The sequence below is a fragment of the Streptomyces sp. NPDC005955 genome (assembly GCF_042871255.1).
In the GTDB taxonomy this organism is placed as follows: Bacteria; Actinomycetota; Actinomycetes; order Streptomycetales; family Streptomycetaceae; genus Streptomyces.
This window is the reverse complement of record NZ_JBIAIF010000006.1, coordinates 133,142-151,246: the sequence shown is the minus strand read 5'-3', so window position 1 is coordinate 151,246 and position 18,105 is coordinate 133,142. Positions and strand designations below refer to the sequence as shown.

Annotated in this window: 17 protein-coding genes; 5 read left to right on the top strand and 12 right to left on the bottom strand. The window is 72.5% G+C overall.

Translation table 11 applies throughout. The features are described 5' to 3' along the window. The first annotated feature begins 295 nt into the window (after window positions 1-295). Complete coding sequence (locus tag ACFYOU_RS17025) at window positions 296-559, top strand: hypothetical protein (RefSeq protein WP_391306497.1); 264 nt, start codon at window positions 296-298, stop codon at window positions 557-559. Between the two features lie 244 nt (window positions 560-803). On the opposite strand, the gene ACFYOU_RS17020 is transcribed toward ACFYOU_RS17025, so the two are convergent. The 3 genes from ACFYOU_RS17020 to ACFYOU_RS17010 all read right to left on the bottom strand — a co-directional run bounded on the left by ACFYOU_RS17020 (window position 804) and on the right by ACFYOU_RS17010 (window position 2,715). Next, window positions 804-1,289, bottom strand: coding sequence for a hypothetical protein (locus ACFYOU_RS17020; protein WP_391306496.1), 486 nt, complete (start codon window positions 1,287-1,289; stop codon window positions 804-806). Further along, the gene (locus ACFYOU_RS17015; RefSeq protein WP_391306494.1) at window positions 1,286-1,612 is read right to left on the bottom strand and encodes a hypothetical protein; all 327 of its coding nucleotides are present in this window, start codon (window positions 1,610-1,612) and stop codon (window positions 1,286-1,288) included. The genes ACFYOU_RS17020 and ACFYOU_RS17015 overlap by 4 nt, the downstream gene beginning before the upstream one ends. Before the next feature lie 71 nt (window positions 1,613-1,683). Next, on the bottom strand, window positions 1,684-2,715 hold the full coding sequence (locus ACFYOU_RS17010; RefSeq protein ID WP_391306492.1) for a helix-turn-helix domain-containing protein: 1,032 nt from the start codon (window positions 2,713-2,715) through the stop codon (window positions 1,684-1,686). Between the two features lie 138 nt (window positions 2,716-2,853). Between ACFYOU_RS17010 and ACFYOU_RS17005 the strand changes: the two genes are divergently transcribed. After that, window positions 2,854-4,311: an erythromycin esterase family protein gene (locus ACFYOU_RS17005; RefSeq protein ID WP_391306491.1), complete on the top strand. Its 1,458-nt coding sequence runs from the start codon at window positions 2,854-2,856 to the stop codon at window positions 4,309-4,311. Here ACFYOU_RS17005 and ACFYOU_RS17000 read toward each other — a convergent pair. Together ACFYOU_RS17000 and ACFYOU_RS16995 are read right to left on the bottom strand one after the other, a co-directional pair. Continuing rightward, window positions 4,308-5,645 carry an MFS transporter gene (locus ACFYOU_RS17000; protein ID WP_391306488.1) on the bottom strand — a complete coding sequence of 446 codons (1,338 nt, stop codon included), beginning with the start codon at window positions 5,643-5,645 and terminating at the stop codon, window positions 4,308-4,310. The two genes, ACFYOU_RS17005 and ACFYOU_RS17000, sit on opposite strands and share 4 nt — an antisense overlap. After that, entirely contained in the window at window positions 5,642-6,880 is a 1,239-nt protein-coding gene (locus ACFYOU_RS16995; RefSeq protein ID WP_391306486.1) for an aminotransferase class V-fold PLP-dependent enzyme, read from the bottom strand. Before ACFYOU_RS16995 ends, ACFYOU_RS17000 begins: the two co-directional genes overlap by 4 nt. A gap of 95 nt (window positions 6,881-6,975) precedes the next feature. Here ACFYOU_RS16995 and ACFYOU_RS16990 point away from each other — a divergent pair, with 95 nt between their 5' ends. Then, window positions 6,976-7,251, top strand: a complete 276-nt coding sequence (locus ACFYOU_RS16990; RefSeq protein ID WP_389764660.1) for a CopG family transcriptional regulator — start codon at window positions 6,976-6,978, stop codon at window positions 7,249-7,251. After that, window positions 7,248-7,673 (top strand): hypothetical protein, encoded by a 426-nt coding sequence (locus ACFYOU_RS16985; protein ID WP_391306484.1) that lies wholly within the window; start codon window positions 7,248-7,250, stop codon window positions 7,671-7,673. The genes ACFYOU_RS16990 and ACFYOU_RS16985 overlap by 4 nt, the downstream gene beginning before the upstream one ends. A gap of 33 nt (window positions 7,674-7,706) precedes the next feature. Here the strand turns inward: ACFYOU_RS16985 and ACFYOU_RS16980 are convergent, their stop codons facing one another. The 6 genes from ACFYOU_RS16980 to ACFYOU_RS16955 all read right to left on the bottom strand — a co-directional run bounded on the left by ACFYOU_RS16980 (window position 7,707) and on the right by ACFYOU_RS16955 (window position 13,194). Beyond that, window positions 7,707-8,429 (bottom strand): type I-E CRISPR-associated protein Cas6/Cse3/CasE, encoded by a 723-nt coding sequence (locus tag ACFYOU_RS16980; protein ID WP_391306482.1) that lies wholly within the window; start codon window positions 8,427-8,429, stop codon window positions 7,707-7,709. Next, a complete protein-coding gene (cas5e, locus tag ACFYOU_RS16975) occupies window positions 8,426-9,301 on the bottom strand; it encodes a type I-E CRISPR-associated protein Cas5/CasD (RefSeq protein WP_391306481.1) in 876 nt (291 codons plus the stop codon). The genes ACFYOU_RS16980 and cas5e overlap by 4 nt, the downstream gene beginning before the upstream one ends. Next, window positions 9,298-10,671 carry a type I-E CRISPR-associated protein Cas7/Cse4/CasC gene (locus tag ACFYOU_RS16970; protein WP_391306479.1) on the bottom strand — a complete coding sequence of 458 codons (1,374 nt, stop codon included), beginning with the start codon at window positions 10,669-10,671 and terminating at the stop codon, window positions 9,298-9,300. Before ACFYOU_RS16970 ends, cas5e begins: the two co-directional genes overlap by 4 nt. Next, the gene (gene casB, locus ACFYOU_RS16965; protein WP_391306478.1) at window positions 10,668-11,267 is read right to left on the bottom strand and encodes a type I-E CRISPR-associated protein Cse2/CasB; all 600 of its coding nucleotides are present in this window, start codon (window positions 11,265-11,267) and stop codon (window positions 10,668-10,670) included. The genes ACFYOU_RS16970 and casB overlap by 4 nt, the downstream gene beginning before the upstream one ends. Window positions 11,268-11,269: 2 nt before the next feature. After that, window positions 11,270-12,787 (bottom strand): type I-E CRISPR-associated protein Cse1/CasA, encoded by a 1,518-nt coding sequence (locus ACFYOU_RS16960; RefSeq protein ID WP_391306476.1) that lies wholly within the window; start codon window positions 12,785-12,787, stop codon window positions 11,270-11,272. Between the two features lie 230 nt (window positions 12,788-13,017). Continuing rightward, a complete protein-coding gene (locus tag ACFYOU_RS16955; protein ID WP_387009370.1) occupies window positions 13,018-13,194 on the bottom strand; it encodes a hypothetical protein in 177 nt (58 codons plus the stop codon). 163 nt (window positions 13,195-13,357) lie between these two features. Between ACFYOU_RS16955 and ACFYOU_RS16950 the strand changes: the two genes are divergently transcribed. After that, entirely contained in the window at window positions 13,358-17,098 is a 3,741-nt protein-coding gene (locus tag ACFYOU_RS16950) for a hypothetical protein (RefSeq protein ID WP_391306474.1), read from the top strand. Here ACFYOU_RS16950 and ACFYOU_RS16945 read toward each other — a convergent pair. Continuing rightward, window positions 17,077-18,066, bottom strand: a complete 990-nt coding sequence (locus ACFYOU_RS16945; RefSeq protein ID WP_391306472.1) for a helix-turn-helix domain-containing protein — start codon at window positions 18,064-18,066, stop codon at window positions 17,077-17,079. The genes ACFYOU_RS16950 and ACFYOU_RS16945 overlap by 22 nt on opposite strands. Window positions 18,067-18,105: the final 39 nt, after the last annotated feature.

Here is an 18,105-nt window from a genome sequence, read left to right as displayed (position 1 = left end):
CTCGACCAGCGGGCGGCGGCCCCTGGTCCCCGTCACATACCAACCGGCCCCTTGCACGGCCGGCCCTCTGCGTTCTCGCCCGCCTCGATCTTCTGGCGCAGAGACTCAAAGCCCTGCAAGTACGTGCTTCGAGGACTAGCCTGCGGCACGGCCCCTTCCCTTCTTCGCTCTCCCCGGCTGGACTCCCAGATCGGACAGAGTTCATGCGGTGGGACCCCCAGGTCATGTGTCATGGATCAGGCCGATCTCATTGGAGGAAGACGTGCCCCAGACTCACGAGGGAACCCTCGTCCCGGTGCAGCGCAGCACGGGTTCGTGGAGCATGCAGTGGCAGCTCAAGTGCCCAGCATGCGGAATTGAGGAAGTAGAGCAAGCCAAGGCCGGCGGCGACCACGAGGCAGGCACCGTCCACCCCGATCGGGACGACTACGACAGCCCACTGGGGACGAGGGGCGGCTACGTCAGCGTGGAGCTTTCCTGCGCAGCGGGCCATGGCTTCGACTTCATCATCAGCAATCACAAGGGGAACGAGTTCGTCGGGGTCATCCCCCGTACCTGACCGCTGGTGCGTTGTCCTGGTCGTTGTCCAGTTCACGGCAGAGCACTGCCGTTCATGGCGGTCCGCGCACCCCGTTTGAGCTGCCGAATGGACGTCCGTGAACTACCCCGTACGACCGTGCGCACAGTTGGAAAGCGTGTTGGGGCCAACCCCTCACGAGTTCGCATCTCGTATCCTCCGCCAGTGCCTCACCGGGCACTAACGTCGAAGGCCCCGCTGCTCGCAGCGGGGCCTTCGACGTTTCTCAGATCTGCACGACGTGCACGTCCTGGGCGTCCAATGCCTTCAAATAGGCGCTGAGGTCGGCTGGATCGCTGGTGAAGACCACAGCGCTGCCGTGTCGGGCAGCAGTCAGGGCCACCAGCGCATCCACCGCGTCCGGGCGCTTCTTCGGGGGCAGTTCTGCCGCGCCGAGGGAGCTTCCGATGCGCTGCCATTCGGTGATGTCGGGACCGGTGGCACACCGGATGCAGACCGTCTGCCCCGCGGTGGTGCGGCGCATGGCCGGGGCCGAGCTCCGGGCCTGCGGAACCGTGCACTCCTTCATGACCCCGGCGAGGGCGTGCACCACGGCAGGGTTGGGCCGCCAGACCTGAGCCAGCACCGGCCCGAGCACGAGCGCTCGATGCGGCGCGTCCTGGAGGCCCGCGTGCAGACGGACCGCCTTCGCCTTGCGATCGGCGAGCGCGATCAACATGCCGGTGTCGTACACCGGCACCCTCGTCGTCACGCGGCGTCACCGGAGCGGGCGACGGGGCCGTCAGGGCCGTAGACCAGGCCCAGGGCCTCCTGCACTTCTCTCCGCTCCTGCTCCGTGAGGTCGCCGTCGACCACTTCCGCGAGGGGCGGTAGCGCGGCGGCCTCCGACTCGGCTGCCGCAATCACCGCATCGAGTCGGGCGAACTGCGCTTCGGCCGCTTCCACCTCGGCCATCTGCCGGGTCGCCGCGTTGACGAGATAGGCGGAGACGTCCATGCCGGCCCGTTCCGCATGGGCACGAATGCGCTCGGCGTGAGCGCTCTCCAGACTGATGCTGATCCTTGTCTTGGCCACACCAGAAGTGTATGACGCGTATTACGGACTGCCAAGGCGATTCCCTGAACACGGGTGGGAGGAAGTTTTCGCTAGGACCCGGGGTGCGGGGCCGACGTCGGGTCCGGGTGCGTCGGACGGGTCTGCGCTGCGGGGCCGCTCATCGCCATCGTCGCGGTGAACGTGCGGAACGCCGTCCGGTACGTCCGCGGGCTGGTGCCCGTGAGGCGGTGGAAGTGGTGACGGAGGTTGGCGGGCGAGCCGAAGCCCGACCGGGACGCGATCTGTTCGATCGGGGTGTCGGTGGACTCCAGGAGCAGTTGCGCGTGGTGGAGCCGTGCGCGGAGCAGGTACTGGAGCGGGGGGAGGCCCGTCCGGGCCCGGAAGTGACGGGTGAGGCTACTGACGCTGAGGCCCGCGTGCGCCGCCAGGTCGTCCAGGGTGAGCGGGCGGTGGAGGTTGGCCTCCGCCCAGGCGCGGGTCGGCCCGATGTCGGTCCGGTGCGCGATCTCGCGTTCCAGTTCCTCCTGGTCGTCGGTGACCTTCTCGTACAGGGGCATGATCAGCCGGCGGGTCGTCGCGGCGGCCGTGTGCACCCCGTGGTCCCGTTCCACGAGGTCGACGCAGAGGTCGAGCCCGCCGAAGACCGCGCCCGAGGTGATGAACCGCCCGTCCTCGACCGAGGGGGAACCCACGGGCACGACGTCGACCCGGGGGTGCAGCGCGGCCAGTTCCGTGACGTGCGGCCAGGACGTGGTGGCCCGGCGGCCGTCGAGGAGGCCGGCCGCGGCGAGGGTGAAGACGCCCGTACCGATCCCGCCGATGCGGCAGCCCCGGTCCGCGCACCCGCGCAGGGCGTCGGCCACCGACGGCGGGGGCGGCTCGCGGAAGGCGTCGTGGCCGGTGACCAGGACGGTGTCGGCGTCGCGCAGGGCGGAGAGGTCCCAGGGCGTGGTGACGTCGAGCGGCGGTTCACCGGTGGTGACGGTCCCGGTGGTCGAGCAGATCCGGACGTCGTAGGCGGCCCGCCGCAGGGCGCGGGCGGCCGCGAGGAACACCATGCCCGGTGTGGTCAGTTGGTGCCCCGGCACTCCGTCCGCCACGAGCACCGCGATCACCGACATGAGCAGAATTTAGCGCACGGTGAAGCAGGTCCCGCTTTTTCGACGGTCGGGGCGGAGCACAGGATGAAGGCGCAGCGCCGGAAGCGAGGGGACGCCCGGCGGCTCGCATCCCGTACCCACGACCGAGGGGACAGCCCTGTGTTCCATCCCATCATCACCGTCCGAGCCGGCTCGTCCGGCGCCGTCCCCGGGCGCCGGGCGGTCCGGTACGCGGCCGTCGCCCTGGCCGCCGCGACCCTGGCCGCGGCGACCCCCGCCGTCGCCGCCGGCCCGCCTGCCGCCGCCGGCCCGTCCGCCGTCGCGGATGCCGTGACGGCCACCGCCGCCGCCGACCGTCCCGGGGCCCGTGACCGTGCCGAACGGACCGTCGTCGCCGGGATCGAACGCCGGGCGCATCCGCTGCGCACCGCCGCCCCGGGCGGTCCGAGCGGGGACCTGGCGGCCCTGTCCCGCATGGTCAGGGGCGTGAACATCGTCGGCGTGGGGGAAGCAACCCACGGTTCGAAGGAGTTGTTCCAGCTCAAACACCGTCTCTTCCAGCACCTGGTGGAGCGCAGCGGCTTCCGGACCTTCTCCCTGGAGGTGCACTGGTCGGCGGGCGCCCGCCTCGACGCGTACGTCAGGACCGGCGAGGGCGATCTGCGGCAGATCATGCGCGACGAGTTCCAGTTCTCCTTCGAGGACTGGCGCAACGAAGAGTTCCTGGCCCTCTTCACCTGGATGCGCGCGTACAACCGCACCGCCGCGCCCGACCGGCAGGTCCGCGTCATGGGCAACGACATCGGCGACGTGGGGCGGGAACAGTACGCGCGTCTCTTCGCCTGGGCCGCCGAGCACCGTCCCGCGCTGCTGCCCGAACTCCGGCAGCGGTATGCCGCGCTGCTCGCCCTGCCGCACTCCATGGGGGAACGGATGCGGGCCCTGGCCGGCAAGCCGCTCGCCGAACGCCGGGCCGTCGACGCCGATGCGCGGGCCGCCCTGCGACTGTTCGAACGGGCGGGTGCGGTGGACCCGTGGGTGCTCCAGGAGGCCCGTGTCGTCCAGCAGGTGACGAAGCTGTACGCCCACCTGGGCAACGGTCCCGTCGAGGAGGCGGAGTCCAACCGGCACCGCGACCGGGCGATGGCCGAGAACACGGTGTGGTGGCAGCGGCAGACCGGGGACCGGATGCTCGTCTCCGCCCACAACGCCCACCTCGGCTACGAGACGCCCTTCCCGGCGACCCATCCGAAGGTGCAGGGCGCCTTCCTACGGGAGTCGGTGGGACGCGAGTACCTGGCGGTCGGCACCACGATCCACCGCGGTGAGTACCGGGCGATGGACGACCGGACCGGGCAGTACGGGGTGTTCTCCACCGGCCCCGCCGCTCCCGGCAGCAACGAGCACACCCTCGACCGGGTCCGCCACCACGACTACTACGTCGATCTGCGCGAGGCGGGCCGCGATCCGGCCGTCGGCGGCTGGTTGTCCGGCTCCCGGCCCACCTTCGTCGTACCGGGCTCGTACCCCAACGAGCCGCTGCCCGTCTCGCTGGGGCGCACCTTCGACGTGCTCGTGCACCTGCACCGCGTACGGGCCTCGGTCCCGGTGGACTAGCCGGCGGAGCGGGCGGGTCGGGACACCGGCCCTGCCGCCGGGGCCGGTTCCTCCGGTGCCTGCGGCAGGGCGCGGAGCCGGCTGACGGGGGACAGGACGAGCGCGATCAGCACGGCGGCGGAGCCGATCGCCGCCACCGTCAGCGCGTCGTGGGCGCCGATCCGGCCGGCGAGCAGGCCCGCGGTCAGCCCGCCGAGTGCGCCGCCGCCGAACAGCAGGGTGCGGAAGACCGCCGTCATCCGGCCCATCATCGACTGCGGGGTGCTGGCCTGGCGCAGGCTGACGATGACGACTCCGGCGACGCCGAGGCCGAGGTAGGTGGTGAAGAAGGAGAGCACGAACATGCCCACCATCACCGGGCGGGGTCCGGCGGCCAGGACGATCAGCAGCGGGCCGACGAGGAGGGCCGACTGGGCGACCAGGTAGACGAGACCGAGCCGGAAGCGCCGGATGACCTTCCCGGAGACCGCCGCGCCGATCAGTCCGCCCACGGAGGCGGTGGCGAAGACGGCGCCGATGGTCGTCGAACTCAGGTGCAGGTCGCGCGTTCCGTACAGCAGGAACATCGTCCACACGGTGACCATGGAGAAGTTGCAGCAGAACCCGATCAGGGCCAGCGACCGCAGGACCGGGTTCTTCAGCACCCAGCGCAGGCCGTCGCGGAGTTCGGTCGGCAGGTGCCGTCGTGCGGCGGTCGGTCGGGGCTCGGGTTCGGGGGTGCGGATGAGCAGCAGCGAGACCAGGGACACCAGGTAGGAGAACGCGTCGACGATCAGTGCCACGGGCGCGGTCAGGGCGCTGACCAGGACACCGGCGAGCCCGGGCCCCGCCACGTCGGCCGCCGAGGAACTCATCCCCATCTTGGCGCCGGCTTCGACGTACCGCGCGGGGTCGCGCACCAGCGTGGGTACGTACGCCATCCAGCTGACGTCGAACAGCACCGAGGCGACGCCGACGGCGCAGGCGATCACCAGCAGGGTGGCCAGGCTGAGGGCGTCGGTCCAGTACAGGACGGGTACGAGGGCCAGCAGGACCATCCGGACGGAGTTGGCGCCGAGCATGATGCGCCGCCGCCGGGCCCGGTCCACCCACACCCCGAAGACCAGGGCGAGACCGAGGTACGGGACGAGTTGGAGGAAGCGCAGGACGCCGACCTGCTCGTCGGTGGCGTCGAAGGCGAGGATCGCGGTCAGTGGCAGGGCGAGGTTCGTGACCTGGGCGCCGAGCAGCGAGAGCGTCTCGCCGAGCCAGAACTTGAGGAAGTCGCCGTTGCGCCAGAGGCTTTCCCGGTGGGCCCAGGAGGGCTCGGCGGCGCGGGTGGGCGCGGCGGTCACCGTCGGCCCCGGGCGACGAGGTCCGCGACCGCGTCGGCGACGTGGTCGACCTCCTCCTCGGTGTTGTAGTAGTGCGGCGACAGTCGCAGGCACCATTCGATGCCCTTGGTCCCGAAGTCGAACTGCGCGAACTCCCGGTAGCTGAGGGCCGAGTTGATGCCGCGGGCGTCCATGGCCTCCTTGAACGGCACCGGCTGCCAGTCCGCCACGCCGAAGGTGACGAGCGCGGCGAGGCGCGGGCCGCGGTCGAGCAGGCGCACCCCGGGGAGGGGTGCGAGCCGGGCGCGCAGCCGGGCGGCGAGCGCGGGGGTGCGCTGCTCGATGGCTTCGACGCCGACCTCGCGGGCGTAGCGGGTGGCGGCGGCGCTGCCGAGGACCGTGGCGTAGGGGAACTCCCACTCCTCGAACCGGGCCGCCGTCCGCACGGGCTCGTAGGCGCCCGGTGCGGTCCAGCGGGCGCCGTGCATGTCGATGAACAGCGGTTCGTGGCCGGCGCGCAGGACGCGGTCGGAGACGTAGAGGAATCCGGAGCCGCGGGGGCCGCGGAGGAACTTGCGGCAGGTGGCGGTGAGGAAGTCGCAGCCGATCTCTTCCACGTCGATGACGAGTTGTCCCACCGACTGGCAGGCGTCGACCAGGTAGAGCAGGTCCAACTCGCGGCAGTGGCGGCCGATGTCGGCGACCGGCGAGACCAGGCCGGAGTTGGTGGGGACATGGGTGGCGGACACCAGGCGCGGGCGGTGGGTGCGCATCAGCGCGGCCATCGCCGCCACGTCCACCCCGCCCTCGGGCGTGTCGGGCGCGTGGACGATGCGCACGCCGAACCGCTTGCGCAAGGACAGGAAGGCGATCTGGTTGGAGACGAAGTCGTCGCGGGTGGTGAGGATGACGTCGTCGGCCCCGAACGGGATCGACGACAGGGCGTTGGCGTAGGCGTGGGTGGCGCTGCCGGCGAAGGCGATGTTGTCGGGGGTGGTGTTGATGAGGGCGGCCGTCTCCCGGTAGAACCCGCGGACTTCGGCGGCCCGGGTGGCCGCTGCCTCGTAACCGCCCATCTGCGCTTCGAGGTTCAGATGGTCGACCATCGTTTCGAGGACAGGGGCGGCGAGCAGCCCGCAGCCCGCGTTGTTGAAGTGGATGACCTGTCGGCACCCCGGGGTTTCGGCCCGTAGCGCGGTGACGTCCAGCTGAAGTGCTTCCCGGGTGGAGTCAGAAGCGCTATTGATGTCTCTCATGAATTACGGTAGCACTTCTCGTGTGGAGTCGACAGCCTTCGAGCGCCGCCCTCCAGAGAGATACGGGGAGCTCTACGGGGAGTATGGTTCCTTATATGGCAACCAAGAAGATGACGGTGACGATCCCCGAGGAGCTCCTCGACGAGATCCGCTCTGAGGTGGCGGAGAGGGGCCTGTCCGCCTACGTCTCGGAGGCGCTGCGCTTCAAACGCGACCGGGACCGGTTGCGGGAGCTGGCGGACTGGCTGCAAGAGGAACACGGCCCGGTGACCGAGGACGAGCACACCGCGGCACTCGCGGAGCTGGAGGACCTCGATGCCGAGCACGAGCGCCGCGCCCCCGGAGGCCACGGCGCCGAGGAAGCTGCGTGAAGAAGCGGACCGGTGAACAGCGTCCGCGGCCACTGCGCGTCTTCGTACTCGACTGCGAGGCCCTGTCCCTGGCCATGCGCGGCGACCGGAAGATGATCGCCTGGATCGACCTCGCGGCCCGGGGTGAGGCCGAGGTGGTGACGTCCCCGATGACCCTGGTCGAGGCATACGACGGAAGGACGACAGAACAGCGCTGGGACTGGGTCCTCTCCCGGCTCACCGTCGCCGACATCGGCAAGGAGGAGGCCCGCCAGGCCCGGCGGCTCCTGGCCGACGCGAAGCTGCACGGTCACAAACACGCGATCGACTCGGTGCTCGCCGTCATCGCCCGGCAGCAGAAGGGGCAGGTCACCGTCTTCACCTCGGACGTGGATGACCTGAAGAGGCTGGTCCCGGAAACGATCGTCGTCAAGAAGGTCTGACCGGGGCGTCGAAGGGCCTCCCGCCGCCCCCGTTCAGCGGACCAGGAGCAGTCCGCAGCTGTAGGCGCGGGCGTGGCCGACTCCTCGGGTGAGGGCGGTCACGAACACCTGCGGATCGGTGACGGTGAGACTCCCCTTGATCTCCGCTCGGGCGAGTTGGAGGCCCTTGTGCGGGCCGGGGCTGGAGACCCGGGGGAGCATGCGGACGGCCAGTTGCTCGGCGGGGGCGTCGGCGCCCAGCCGGGTCAGGCCGTCGGGTGCGACGGCGGGTTCGCCGGGTGGTTGGAGGCGCCGGACGAACCACGCCTTCACATGGTCCGGCCGGGTGTGCGCGACCCGCTTGCCGCGGGTCTTCTCGGGGGACCCCGGAGCGGGGGGACGGCTGTGCACGGGGTTGACCACCGTGCGGAAGTCGGCCCGGTCCCCCACGGTGAAGGTGCGGTCGAGCGTCAGGATCTCGGGTTCCGTGACGAGGGCCGCCCTCGGGAGCCGGCTCCAGTCACCCGGCAGTTGGGACTGGACGACGAGCGAGAGCCGGGCCTCGCGGAGATTCAGCGTCCAGGTCGACAGGACGCCCATCTGGGCGCGGGCGTCGCGGCTGCCGTCGTCGACCCAGCCCCGGAAGCCGCTCATCACGGTCCGGTGCATGTCCTGCGCGTCGATCAGCGACTTGGCGGCGTAGGGATGCCTGGCGTCCAGGGTCAGCAGGGTCTGGGTGGCGACGAACCTGGCGGCCGTGGCGGGGGGCGCGGTCACGGGATGATGTCCCAATCGGGTGCGGACGGGTCGATGGTGATGCGGGCCCCGGTCTCCCAGCGCGCGGCGTGCTTCGGGCCCATGGCGGGGAAACCCACCGGCTGGTCCATGATCGGGCCCGCCCCCGGTACCGGACGCGCGCTCTCGATCCAGGCCCACGGCCGGGCGGCACCCGTGCGCGGGGGCTCGTCCGAGTCACGGGGGAGCAGCGCCACCCGTGCGAAGACCTCGGCGAGCGTGCCGGGCAGGACGCCCAGGGCCAACTGCCCCGAGGGCGGGCAGGACTTCCGGCCGAGCCACAGCAGCCGCTTCGGGTGCTCCAGGGCGTGGGCGATCCGGTTCAACCACCCCGCGTCGGAGTGCTGGAGGCCCACCAGGAACGTCGCGTCGGCGAGGTACCAGCGCTCGGTGATCATCGCGTTCCGGCGCACCTCGGCGGAGACGAGCGTGCCGGCGACCGGGTCGGACGCGATCCGCTTCGGCGCCCCGTACCAGTCCTCCAGCTCGTGGTGGCCGAAGGTCTCTCCGGTCGACGTGTCCACCCTCGACGCCGCCGCCGCGGCGCGCCGGTGGTCGGTGACGAGGTCGCGGGGGCGCAGCGGATACCGGCCGGCGCCGACGGTGTGGTAGTCGCGCACCGGTTTGCCGGGGTGGTCGGCGCGCACGCCGAAGAACAGCGGGGCGAGTTCGCCGAGCGGGTCGTGACCGGGATCCTCCGGCGGGGCTTCACGCGGCAGGCCGAGCGCGGCGGCGCACAGTCCGATGACGCCCGACTTGGTGGGCCGGCTGTGGGTGTCGCGCTGCCAGAACCGGCCGGTGACGCCCCAGGACTGGAGCGGGGCGGCGAGCCGGACGAGCAGTACGTGGTTCACTGCGCCAGTTCCTCGATCGCCGTCACGGACGTCACGTCGACCCTGCCCGCTGCGAGGTGCTCCTTGAGGACGGCGTCGATCTGCGGGTCGTAGGTGAGGACCCGGGCGGTCCTCAGGTCGGGGCGGCGCTCGCTGACGAAGGCGTGGTGGTCCAGCAGTCTGCGGACCGCCGCGGGACCGGCGGGCCCCTCCCCGACCGTGCCGGTGGGGCTCTCCTCGCTCTTCCTGACGGGGCCCTCGTCGATGGGGCGTTGGAAGGCGGCGGCGTAGTTGTAGGGGCGTACGCCCTCGAAGGCGAGTACCAGGGCGGGCAGCGAGCCGGTGGAGGCCGTCGAGTTCTTCTTCGCCTCGGGGAACGCCTCCACGAAGGCGTTGACGAACTCCTTCTCGGCGTCCGCCGCGGCGTCGGCCGCCTCGGACTCGGTCATGCCGGCCGCACGGAGGTTGGTGAGCAACTGGACGCGGTCCAGCACGGCGTGCCGGTAGAAGGTGCCGGAGATCAGCGACTGGTAGCCGGTCATGCCGGCTCCGGCGTCGTCCGCGGAGTCGAGGAAGTCCAGCGCGTTGCGTTTGCGGTGCAGCTTCGCGTCGTCCGCCGCCGCGTAGAAGTCGTCGACCTGCTCGGCCTCCTGGACGGTGAAGGCGTGGCTGCTCTGCACGGCGCCGTCCACGTTCGGCGAGTCCGCGATCTCCGCCAGGAAGCGACCGTAGAGCGCGATGTCGATGGCGTCGCGCGGTGCGATGGCGAACAGCACGGCGTCGCGGTGCTGCTTCGGCAGGGCAGGCAGCGATGCCTCGGCGGTGCCGCCCGCTTCCTCGGGGGTCGGGTCCGGGTCGCTCTTCCGGGTGCCCCGCCGGGCGGTCTTCTTCCCGCTCTCGGCCTGGACCCGCAGGTAGTCGTCGCGCCAGGCCCGCAGTTCCTCGGCGTGTTCGTGGATGCGGGTCGCGATCCGGGTCCCGGCGTCGGACGGCGCGAAGAGGAGCACCTTGGTCAGATGGGCCACGGTCTTCTTGGCGGGGTCGCCGAACTTCAGGCCGGTGGCCTCGATGACCGCGCGGGCGGTGACGACGGCCTCGTCCTTGTCCCAGCCGTGGTCGTCCGTCAGCGACTTGGCGGCGATGAGCGCCCATTCACGGGTGCGCAGTCCGGTGCTCCGTCCGGCCAGCGCCCCCACCCCGGCGTTGGCGCGGTCCCGGGCGTGCACCCGTTCGGCCCGGCGCCGGGCCTGGCTACTGATCATGTGCCGTTCGACGCCGCCGTAGACCAGGCTCTTCGGTGAACCGTTCTCGTCCCGTACCGGGAGCACGGCGACGAGCGTCTCCAGCACGTGCAGGGAGAGGAACTGACTTCGCGGGGCGGCCTCGGTCACGTGCTCGCTTCCTTCTGCGTCGACTGCGGGTGCGTTCCGTCGCGTTCGCCGCCCGCGCTTCGGCGGGGCGTCGCGCCACGGTGGTGGGTGGGCGGTTGGTGGAACTCCACCGTCCACTCGTAGGCGATCCGCGCCTTGCGGTCGTGCCAGCGGATCAGGTCGTCGGTGAGCCTGGTCCAGGAGGGCGGCGGCTGGTCGCAGGCCCGCAGCCGGGTGATCGTGTGCTGGAGGTGGCGCCAGGGCACGCGGCGGCTCGCGACCACCCGGGACAGCAGGCGCTGCGCACCGGGGTTGTCGGGGCCGCGCCCCGCGCCGTCCCCGATCCTGCGCGCCGCGGTACCGAGGCTCCCCTTCCCGAGCAGCGGCGCGGAGGCGCCCTGGTGGTAGAGGCTGAAGAGGAACGCGACCCTCTCGTAGGTCTCGCGCTGTTCCCTCGTCGGGGCGTACCAGCCGGCACGGACGTGGGAGTCGGTGGGCTTGGTGCGCCGCAGTTCGGCGAGCATCCCGTACTCGCGGTTGCGCACGAGGCTCATCAGCCAGGCCGTGAGCTGTTCGCTGGGCCGCCCGTCCGGGGCGGGGTGCCTGCGTTCCGACATCTCTACCTCTCTTCCCGGAGTTCGGCGGGGGCCTTCGCATCGGCCAGGTCCGCCCGGAAGCGGTGTTCGGCGCGGGCCCGGGCGAGCAGCCCCTTGCTGTCGTGCGGCAAGGCGTCCAGCCGGTGCCGGAGGAAGTCCGCGGCGCTGGAGCGGAGGTCGCCGGCGTAGTCGCGCAGGACGGTCGGCACGTCACTCCCGCGGGCCGTCTCGTCGAGCAGGAGCAGGAACGGGCCCTTCGCCGCGGGCCAGAACTCCCGCCGGGCGTCGAACCGGGCCATCTGAGCGGCCCGGTCGGCGGGTTTCGGGTTGGGGTAGGCGACCTTCCAGGCCGCGTACGCGGACCGTTCCAGGGCCCGGGCCAGGTAGTCGGCGATGGCCGAGCCGCGACGGGACGCCTCGCAGAGCGCCTCCCCCTGGCTCGGGGCGTACGGGAAGTGGCCCTCCGTCCAGGTGGCCGCCACGGTCTTGTTGGCGATGAGTCCGACGGCCCACAGCATGCAGGGCGGACCGTCCCCGTCGTCCGGGAAGCGGAGGTGCCGCAGCCGTCCGAACAGGCCCGTCGTCTCCTGGGTGGCCGCACTGTAGAGGGCGTGCGCCTCGCGCCACAGGGCGCGGGTCGGCGAGGGCCAGAGCGGCTTGCGGTGACCGTTCAGCGTGATCGTGCTGGGGACGGCGTCCTCCAGGTCGCGCTCCGGGTCGAGGGCGAGGAGTTCACCGGCTCCGATCAGCACCCGGTCGACGTGGACGGGTTCGCCGGGCGCCGCCGGCACGGGGCGCAGCAGCACCGAGCGCCCGAGGTAGCTGTGCAGGTCGGCCGGTCCGGACGTGGCCCGGCCCACCGGCTTCGTACGGAACCCCCGGCGGGGGTTCTCCGCCGACGTCCACGACCGGTTGAAGTGCCCCGTCCTTCCGCCGGCCGCGGGGTAGAGGTTCAGCCGGAGGGTGTCGCCGAGGGTGCGGCCCTGGACCACGACCCGGATGCGTCCCTGGAGGCGTCCCGCGGCGAGGTTGGTCAGGGTGGCGCCGAGCGACTTGCCGGAGACCCGGGCCCGGCCCGCCAGTCCGTAGACGTGCTGGGACAGCAGGGCCCGGAAGGCAGCGGCGGCGGGCAGCGGCTCGGCGTGTTCGAGGTGGTGGTGGTCGAAGAACTGGCAGTAGTCGCCCGCCCGTTCGAGGACGAGTTGCGCGGGCCCGGTGCCGTTTTCGTCGAGCTGGTGTGCCAATTGACTGTTCTGCCCGAGCGGGCGCTCCGGATGGAACAGGTCCCAGTCGTCGGCGGGTTCGCTGGTCAGCCATTCCGTGACGTCGTCCAGCGGGTGTTCCTCGGCGACCCGGACCCTCCACTCCTCGGGTGACGAGGGGAGGGTCTGGGAGGCGAAGCAGATCGCCAGCAGGTACTCGATGAGGGCGACCCCCTCGCCGGGGGTCGCACAGGCGAGGGTGCTCAACTTCTCTGCACGGGCCAGGACTTCCACCAGTGACAGGTCTGCGACCTCGCCTTCGAGGGAGACGACGGGCACGCAGGGCTGGTGCCGGGGGTCCCAGGAGGGACGTCGTCGCTCACTCGGAGCAGACACTGCACGCAAGATCCGGCTACCACTCTCATCGGCGACCACATACGGTGACCGATGAGACGGTAGCAGTGAGAGGAAGGGCGCGCAGCGACTTGGCTTGATCGCCACCCCTGCCCCAAGAGCGCTTGGGACAGGGGCAGTTCGCTCCCGCAGGGGGACGGTGCCCCGCGCGCCGCTCACCTCGGCGGGCGGCGCCTGAGCAGGATGGTCAACGTGGCCCGGGCGTCCCGGCGGCGCTCCGGGGTACGGGCCAGGACCGAGGTGAGCGCGACGGTGGCGAGGACCGCGGTGTAGGTCGTGGCCCCGGCGGCGGCCAGGGTCGCGGCATCGAGGAGGGCGGGGAGTACGGGCACGGGTCGTCCTTCCGGTGACTGCCCGGGCCGTTCGACTGCCGGGCGGTGATGCCACTTTGGCGGGACCCGGACGACCGCGCAGGTACCCCGTTGAGGCAACACATTGACCCAGGTCAGGGTGGGTTTCGAGTAGCTGTGGCATATGCCAGTGGAGGTGATGGGAGTGACGTTCGCGAAGCCCGCGCGCGCCGAGTTCGGTCGGATGCTGACGGAACTGCGGGAACGGGACAAGACGAAGGCGAGGAAGGACGACTTCACCGCGTGCGCGGCTGCGGCGGGCGTCTCCGTGGAGACGGTCAAGCGCTGGTTCGGGGGCGAGACGGCCCCCCGGCGGGACAACACCGTGAAAGCCGAGCGGCTGGTGGTGTTCCTGAGCCGAGCAGTCGGGGAGCCGGCGGAGTTCGACGAGACGTGGCGGCAGGTCCTCCGGGCGGCGCAGCGGGAGGGCGAGGACCAGCGCGGCACCGCGGAGGGACGCGGCGAACAGCGTCGGGCAATGGCTCCCTACGGGGCCGAGGACCACACGGGACGTGCCCTGCGCGACCGCAAGGACGAAGTCGCCGTGATGGAAGACTTCTTCGACACCACGGACGAGGCGCCCACCTACCTCTGGTGGCAGGCCCCGCCACGGGCCGGTGTCTCGGTCCTGCTGACCCGGTTCCTGCTGGCGCCGCCCGCGAACGCCGATGTGGTGGGCTACTTCGTCTCCCGGGCCGGGGAGCGGAACCGGTCCCGCCACTTCGTGGGCTCGATGGTGCGCCAGTTGATGCACCTGCTGAAGCGGAAGATGCCGCGCACACCGGAAGACGTCCCGCCCGCAACGCTCCAGAGGCTCTTCCAAGCCGCGGCTCGCCGCTCGGCCAGGCGCGGGCGGAGGCTCCTGGTCGTGGTGGACGGGCTGGACCAGGACCTCGTCTGGCACGGAGCGGGGTCGGGGCAAGAGGCGGTCGGGCCCAGCATCGCCGCCCTCCTCCCCCACGCTTCGCCGCACCGGCCGTTGGGGGACGACCGGCCCAGCGGGAAGCGCACCCTCCGCGTCATCGTGTCGAGCCGTCCGGCCGTCGAGCCACCCGTCGACGTCCCGTCCGACCATCCCCTGCGCGGGGCGGACGTCGTGCGCGCGCTCGCCCCCTCCCCGCACGCCAGGGACACCGCAGCAGTCGCACGGGAAGAACTGGCCCTCCTGCGCGCGACCGAATTGGGACGCACCGTCGTCGGACTGCTCGCCACCGCAGGGGCGGGCCTGTCCGCCTCGGACCTGGCGGAGCTGACGGACGTCGAGTGCTCCGCGGTCGAGCAGCTGCTGACCGGAGACGCGGGCCGCTGTCTCGTCCCGGAGGACCTGGACGTGGGGAGTCGTGCCCTCGGGGGCGCCGAGTGGGTGCGCGTGGCGCGCGAAGAGAGCGGTCAGGAGCTGCTCGCACGGTGCGCCGGGCTGCTGCACCGCTGGGCGGACTCCTGGCGGGCACGGGCCTGGCCACCCTCCGCGCCCCGCTACCTGCTGTCGCACCATCCGCGGCTGCTGCGCGGCGACCCGGAACGCGTCGAACGGTACGTACTCGATCCGCACCGACACCTGCGGATGGTGGCGGAGGGACTGGCCGACGAGGCGCTCGCGCAGCTGGACCTCGCGACGGACGGAAGTGACGGCCTCGGGGTGGCCGCACGGGTCTCGTTCGCCCGGACCGTGCTCACCCAGCGGGCCCGCCCCGTACCGAGGGAGTTCCCCCGGCTGTTCGCGCTCGCCGGGGACGTCGACCGGGCCCGCGCCCTGGCCCGGTCACCGGCGCGGGAGGCGGCCAGGGCGGTGCGACTGGCCCACGTGGCCGCGGTGCTGCCCGCCCGTGGGAAGGCGGCGGACGTGGCGCGCGAGGCGGCGGAGCTGGCGGAACGGGCCGTGGCGGACGTACCGCAAATCGCGGAGTCGGACGCCGACCTGGAGGCGTTGGCAGAGGCGGGCCTCGTGCTCCGCGCCTGCGGTCAACGCCAGTTCGGCGACGCCGTGCTGCGTGCCGTCCTGTCCTGCGAGGCGGTGGGGTGGGGGCACCGGGTGCGGGCCGCGAAGGCCCTGGGCGACCCGCGGGACGTCAGCTGGCTGGTCGGAGTGGCAGAGTACGCGGAGTCGCTGAGCGTGATGGGGCCCCATGAACGCGCCGAGGCCATGGAGATCTGGGGCGAGCTGGCCGCGGAGGTCCCGGACAGTGACAAGGTGATCCGCGCGCGCGTCGCGGACTTCTGTGACCTGGAACCCGTACGGGACCAAGTGGGCCTGGGCGCCGCCGCGATCCGGCAGCGGATCGAGGTCTACTGTGCCGGCCTCACTCCCGCTTCGGACGTGACGCACGTCGACCTGCTCGCGCTCGGCGCGGCTGCGCTGCTGTCGACCCGGCGGGCGAGGGCCGAGAAGCTGGCCCTGTCCGCGGAGCGCGCGCTGCGCGCAGCCCTCGCCGACCCCGGCGCCCTCTCCCCCGCCGACCGCGCCCACCTGGACCTGGAACTGTCCACCACGCTGGCCCGTGTCGTCCACGCCCTGTACAAGGTGGGGCAGACGACGAAGGCCGCCGGGCTTTTGGACGCGGTCCCGGAGGAGCTGCGCCGGGACGTGCTCGGTGAGGACGTCCGGGAGCAGGCCCGCACCGTGGTGCGCGAACGGACGGCCGCCGCGTCCACCGAAGGGGCCAACACCCCGGAGGTGGAAGAGTTCCAGGCCGTCGAGGACGCGTTGGCGGTCCATCCGCTGCGCGGCCGTCAGCTGCTGACGGCGGCCTTCGAGCGCTGGGAGGGGCGGGCGGCCCCGGTCGGCACCGGGGGGTGGGGGCTTCCGCTGGCCCAGGCGCTCGCCACGACCGGTCACGCCGAGACGGCGGCACGGCTCGTGGGGCGCTCGGGCGAGGCCGCCGAGCAGGCGGGTTCCCTGGCCCTCGTGTCGATGGGCTGCGCGGCGGGGCAGTACCGCGCCGAGGCCGTGCAGTACGCGCAGGAAGCCGCCCGGGCGGCCGCCGACCTGTCCGATCCTGCCGTACGCGGCCTCGTCGCCCAGGCGTTCGCGCATGCCGGGCTCGTCGGGCCCGCGGTGCGGTGGGCCGGCGGGGACGGCGCGACGGGTCGGGAGCGTCAGCAGGGCGAGCGGGCGCGGGCCGCCGTGGCCGTGGGCCTCGCCGCGCACGACCCCGAGGTCGCCGCGGGGATCGTTGAGGAACAGCTCGCGGGGGTGGGCGGGACGGCCCGCCTACCGGGTCGGGAACGGCATCTGCCCCGGGTGCTGGGGCTGCTGCTCGCCCTGCCCGATCCGCGTCGCCCCGGTGCCCGTCTGCTCGCGGCGCTCCGGGCCCTGTGTGCCCGTCCCGACGAGGACGTCCTCGGCTGGGACCTGCACGCCGTCCTGCTGCACGCACTGCTCGACGCCGGCCGGGGCGACGGCGGGGGCGGTCTCCGGATCGACCCCGGGCTGCCCGTGCTGGGGGACCGGCTCGTCCGCTGGGAGGAGTACGTGACCCGTACGCCGCTGCCCGAAGGCGTACTGCCCCTCGCCGAATGGGCCGTTCTGCACGCCGTGCGGGGCGATGTCCCCGGGGCGCTCGCCACGGCCGGGCGGGCGGGGTCCGCCCGGGCCCGCGCGGCGGCCCTCGCCGCGGTGGCGACCTACCTCGCGGGAGTCACGGTGACCGTCCCCGCCGCGGACGGACGGACTCCGCAGCACGTCTCCGTACTGCGCTTCCTCGCACTCGCCGACGCACTCGGTACGGATCGCTCCCGCGACGTGGACGAGGCCCGCCGACTGGTGCGCCGGGTGCTGGCGGGCGAACACTGGCGGTACGCGCTGCCGCTGCTGCCGCGGCTCGCTCCGGAGTGCGTCCCCCTGCTCGGGGAGTCGGCCCTCGGCTACGCCGACGGCGGTCGGTGAGGGCCCGTGGACGTCCGCGGGGGCGGATCGGTGCGGAACGCCCGGCGGTAGGCGCCCGGGGTGGTGCCGAGGACGTTGCGGAAGCGTCGGCGGAGGTTGGCGGGCGAGGAGAGGCCGGTGCGGCGGGCGACCGCGTCCAACGGCAGGTCGGAGCCCTCCAGCAGCTCACGGGCCGCGGTGATCCGTTGGGCCAGCAGCCAGCGTCCCGGGCTGGTGCCGAGTTGGTCGGCGAACCGCCGGGCGAGGGTGCGCGCCGATACGCCCGCGTGCGCGGCCATGGCGTCGAGGGTCACCGGTTCGCCGAGCCGTTCGGCGGCCCACTCCAGCAGCGGGGCGAGCGTGCCGTCGATCTGGGTGGGGTGCGGCGGGCCCGCGTACTGGAGTTGCCCGCCCTCGCGATGGGGCGGCATGACCATGTTCCGTGCGACCTGTGCGGCGTAGCGGGCACCCTGGTCGCCGCGGACGAGGTGCAGGCACAGGTCGATGCCGGCGCCGGCGCCCGCGCTGGTGGCCACGTCGCCGTGGTCCACGTACAGCACGTCGGGGTCGAAGCGGACGGCCGGGAAGCGCGCGGCGAACTCCGCGGCCAGCGCCCAGTGGGTGGTCGCGCGGCGCCGGTCCAGCAGCCCGGCGGACGCCAGCGCGAGGGCACCGGAGCAGATGCTGACCATCCGCACCCCGCGGGCGTGCGCCCGGAGCAGGGCGGTGACGACCGCGGGCGAGGGCGGTTCCCGGGCGGGCGGCCAACCGGGGACGACCACGGTGTCCGCCCGTTCCAGCGCCTCCAGCCCGTCCGTCACGAGCATGTCGTACCCGGCGCGGGTGGGGATCGGGCCGGGGTGCTCCGTGCACACGCCGAAGTCGTACCGCACCGGCAGTTCACGCCGCTGGATGCCGAACACCTCGGCCGCGCAGGCGAGTTCGAAGGTCGACTGTGGTGGGTGGACGAGCGCCGCCACTCGATGCATGGCAGGAAAGTACCCCGGGGTGTCGATCCTGACACTCGT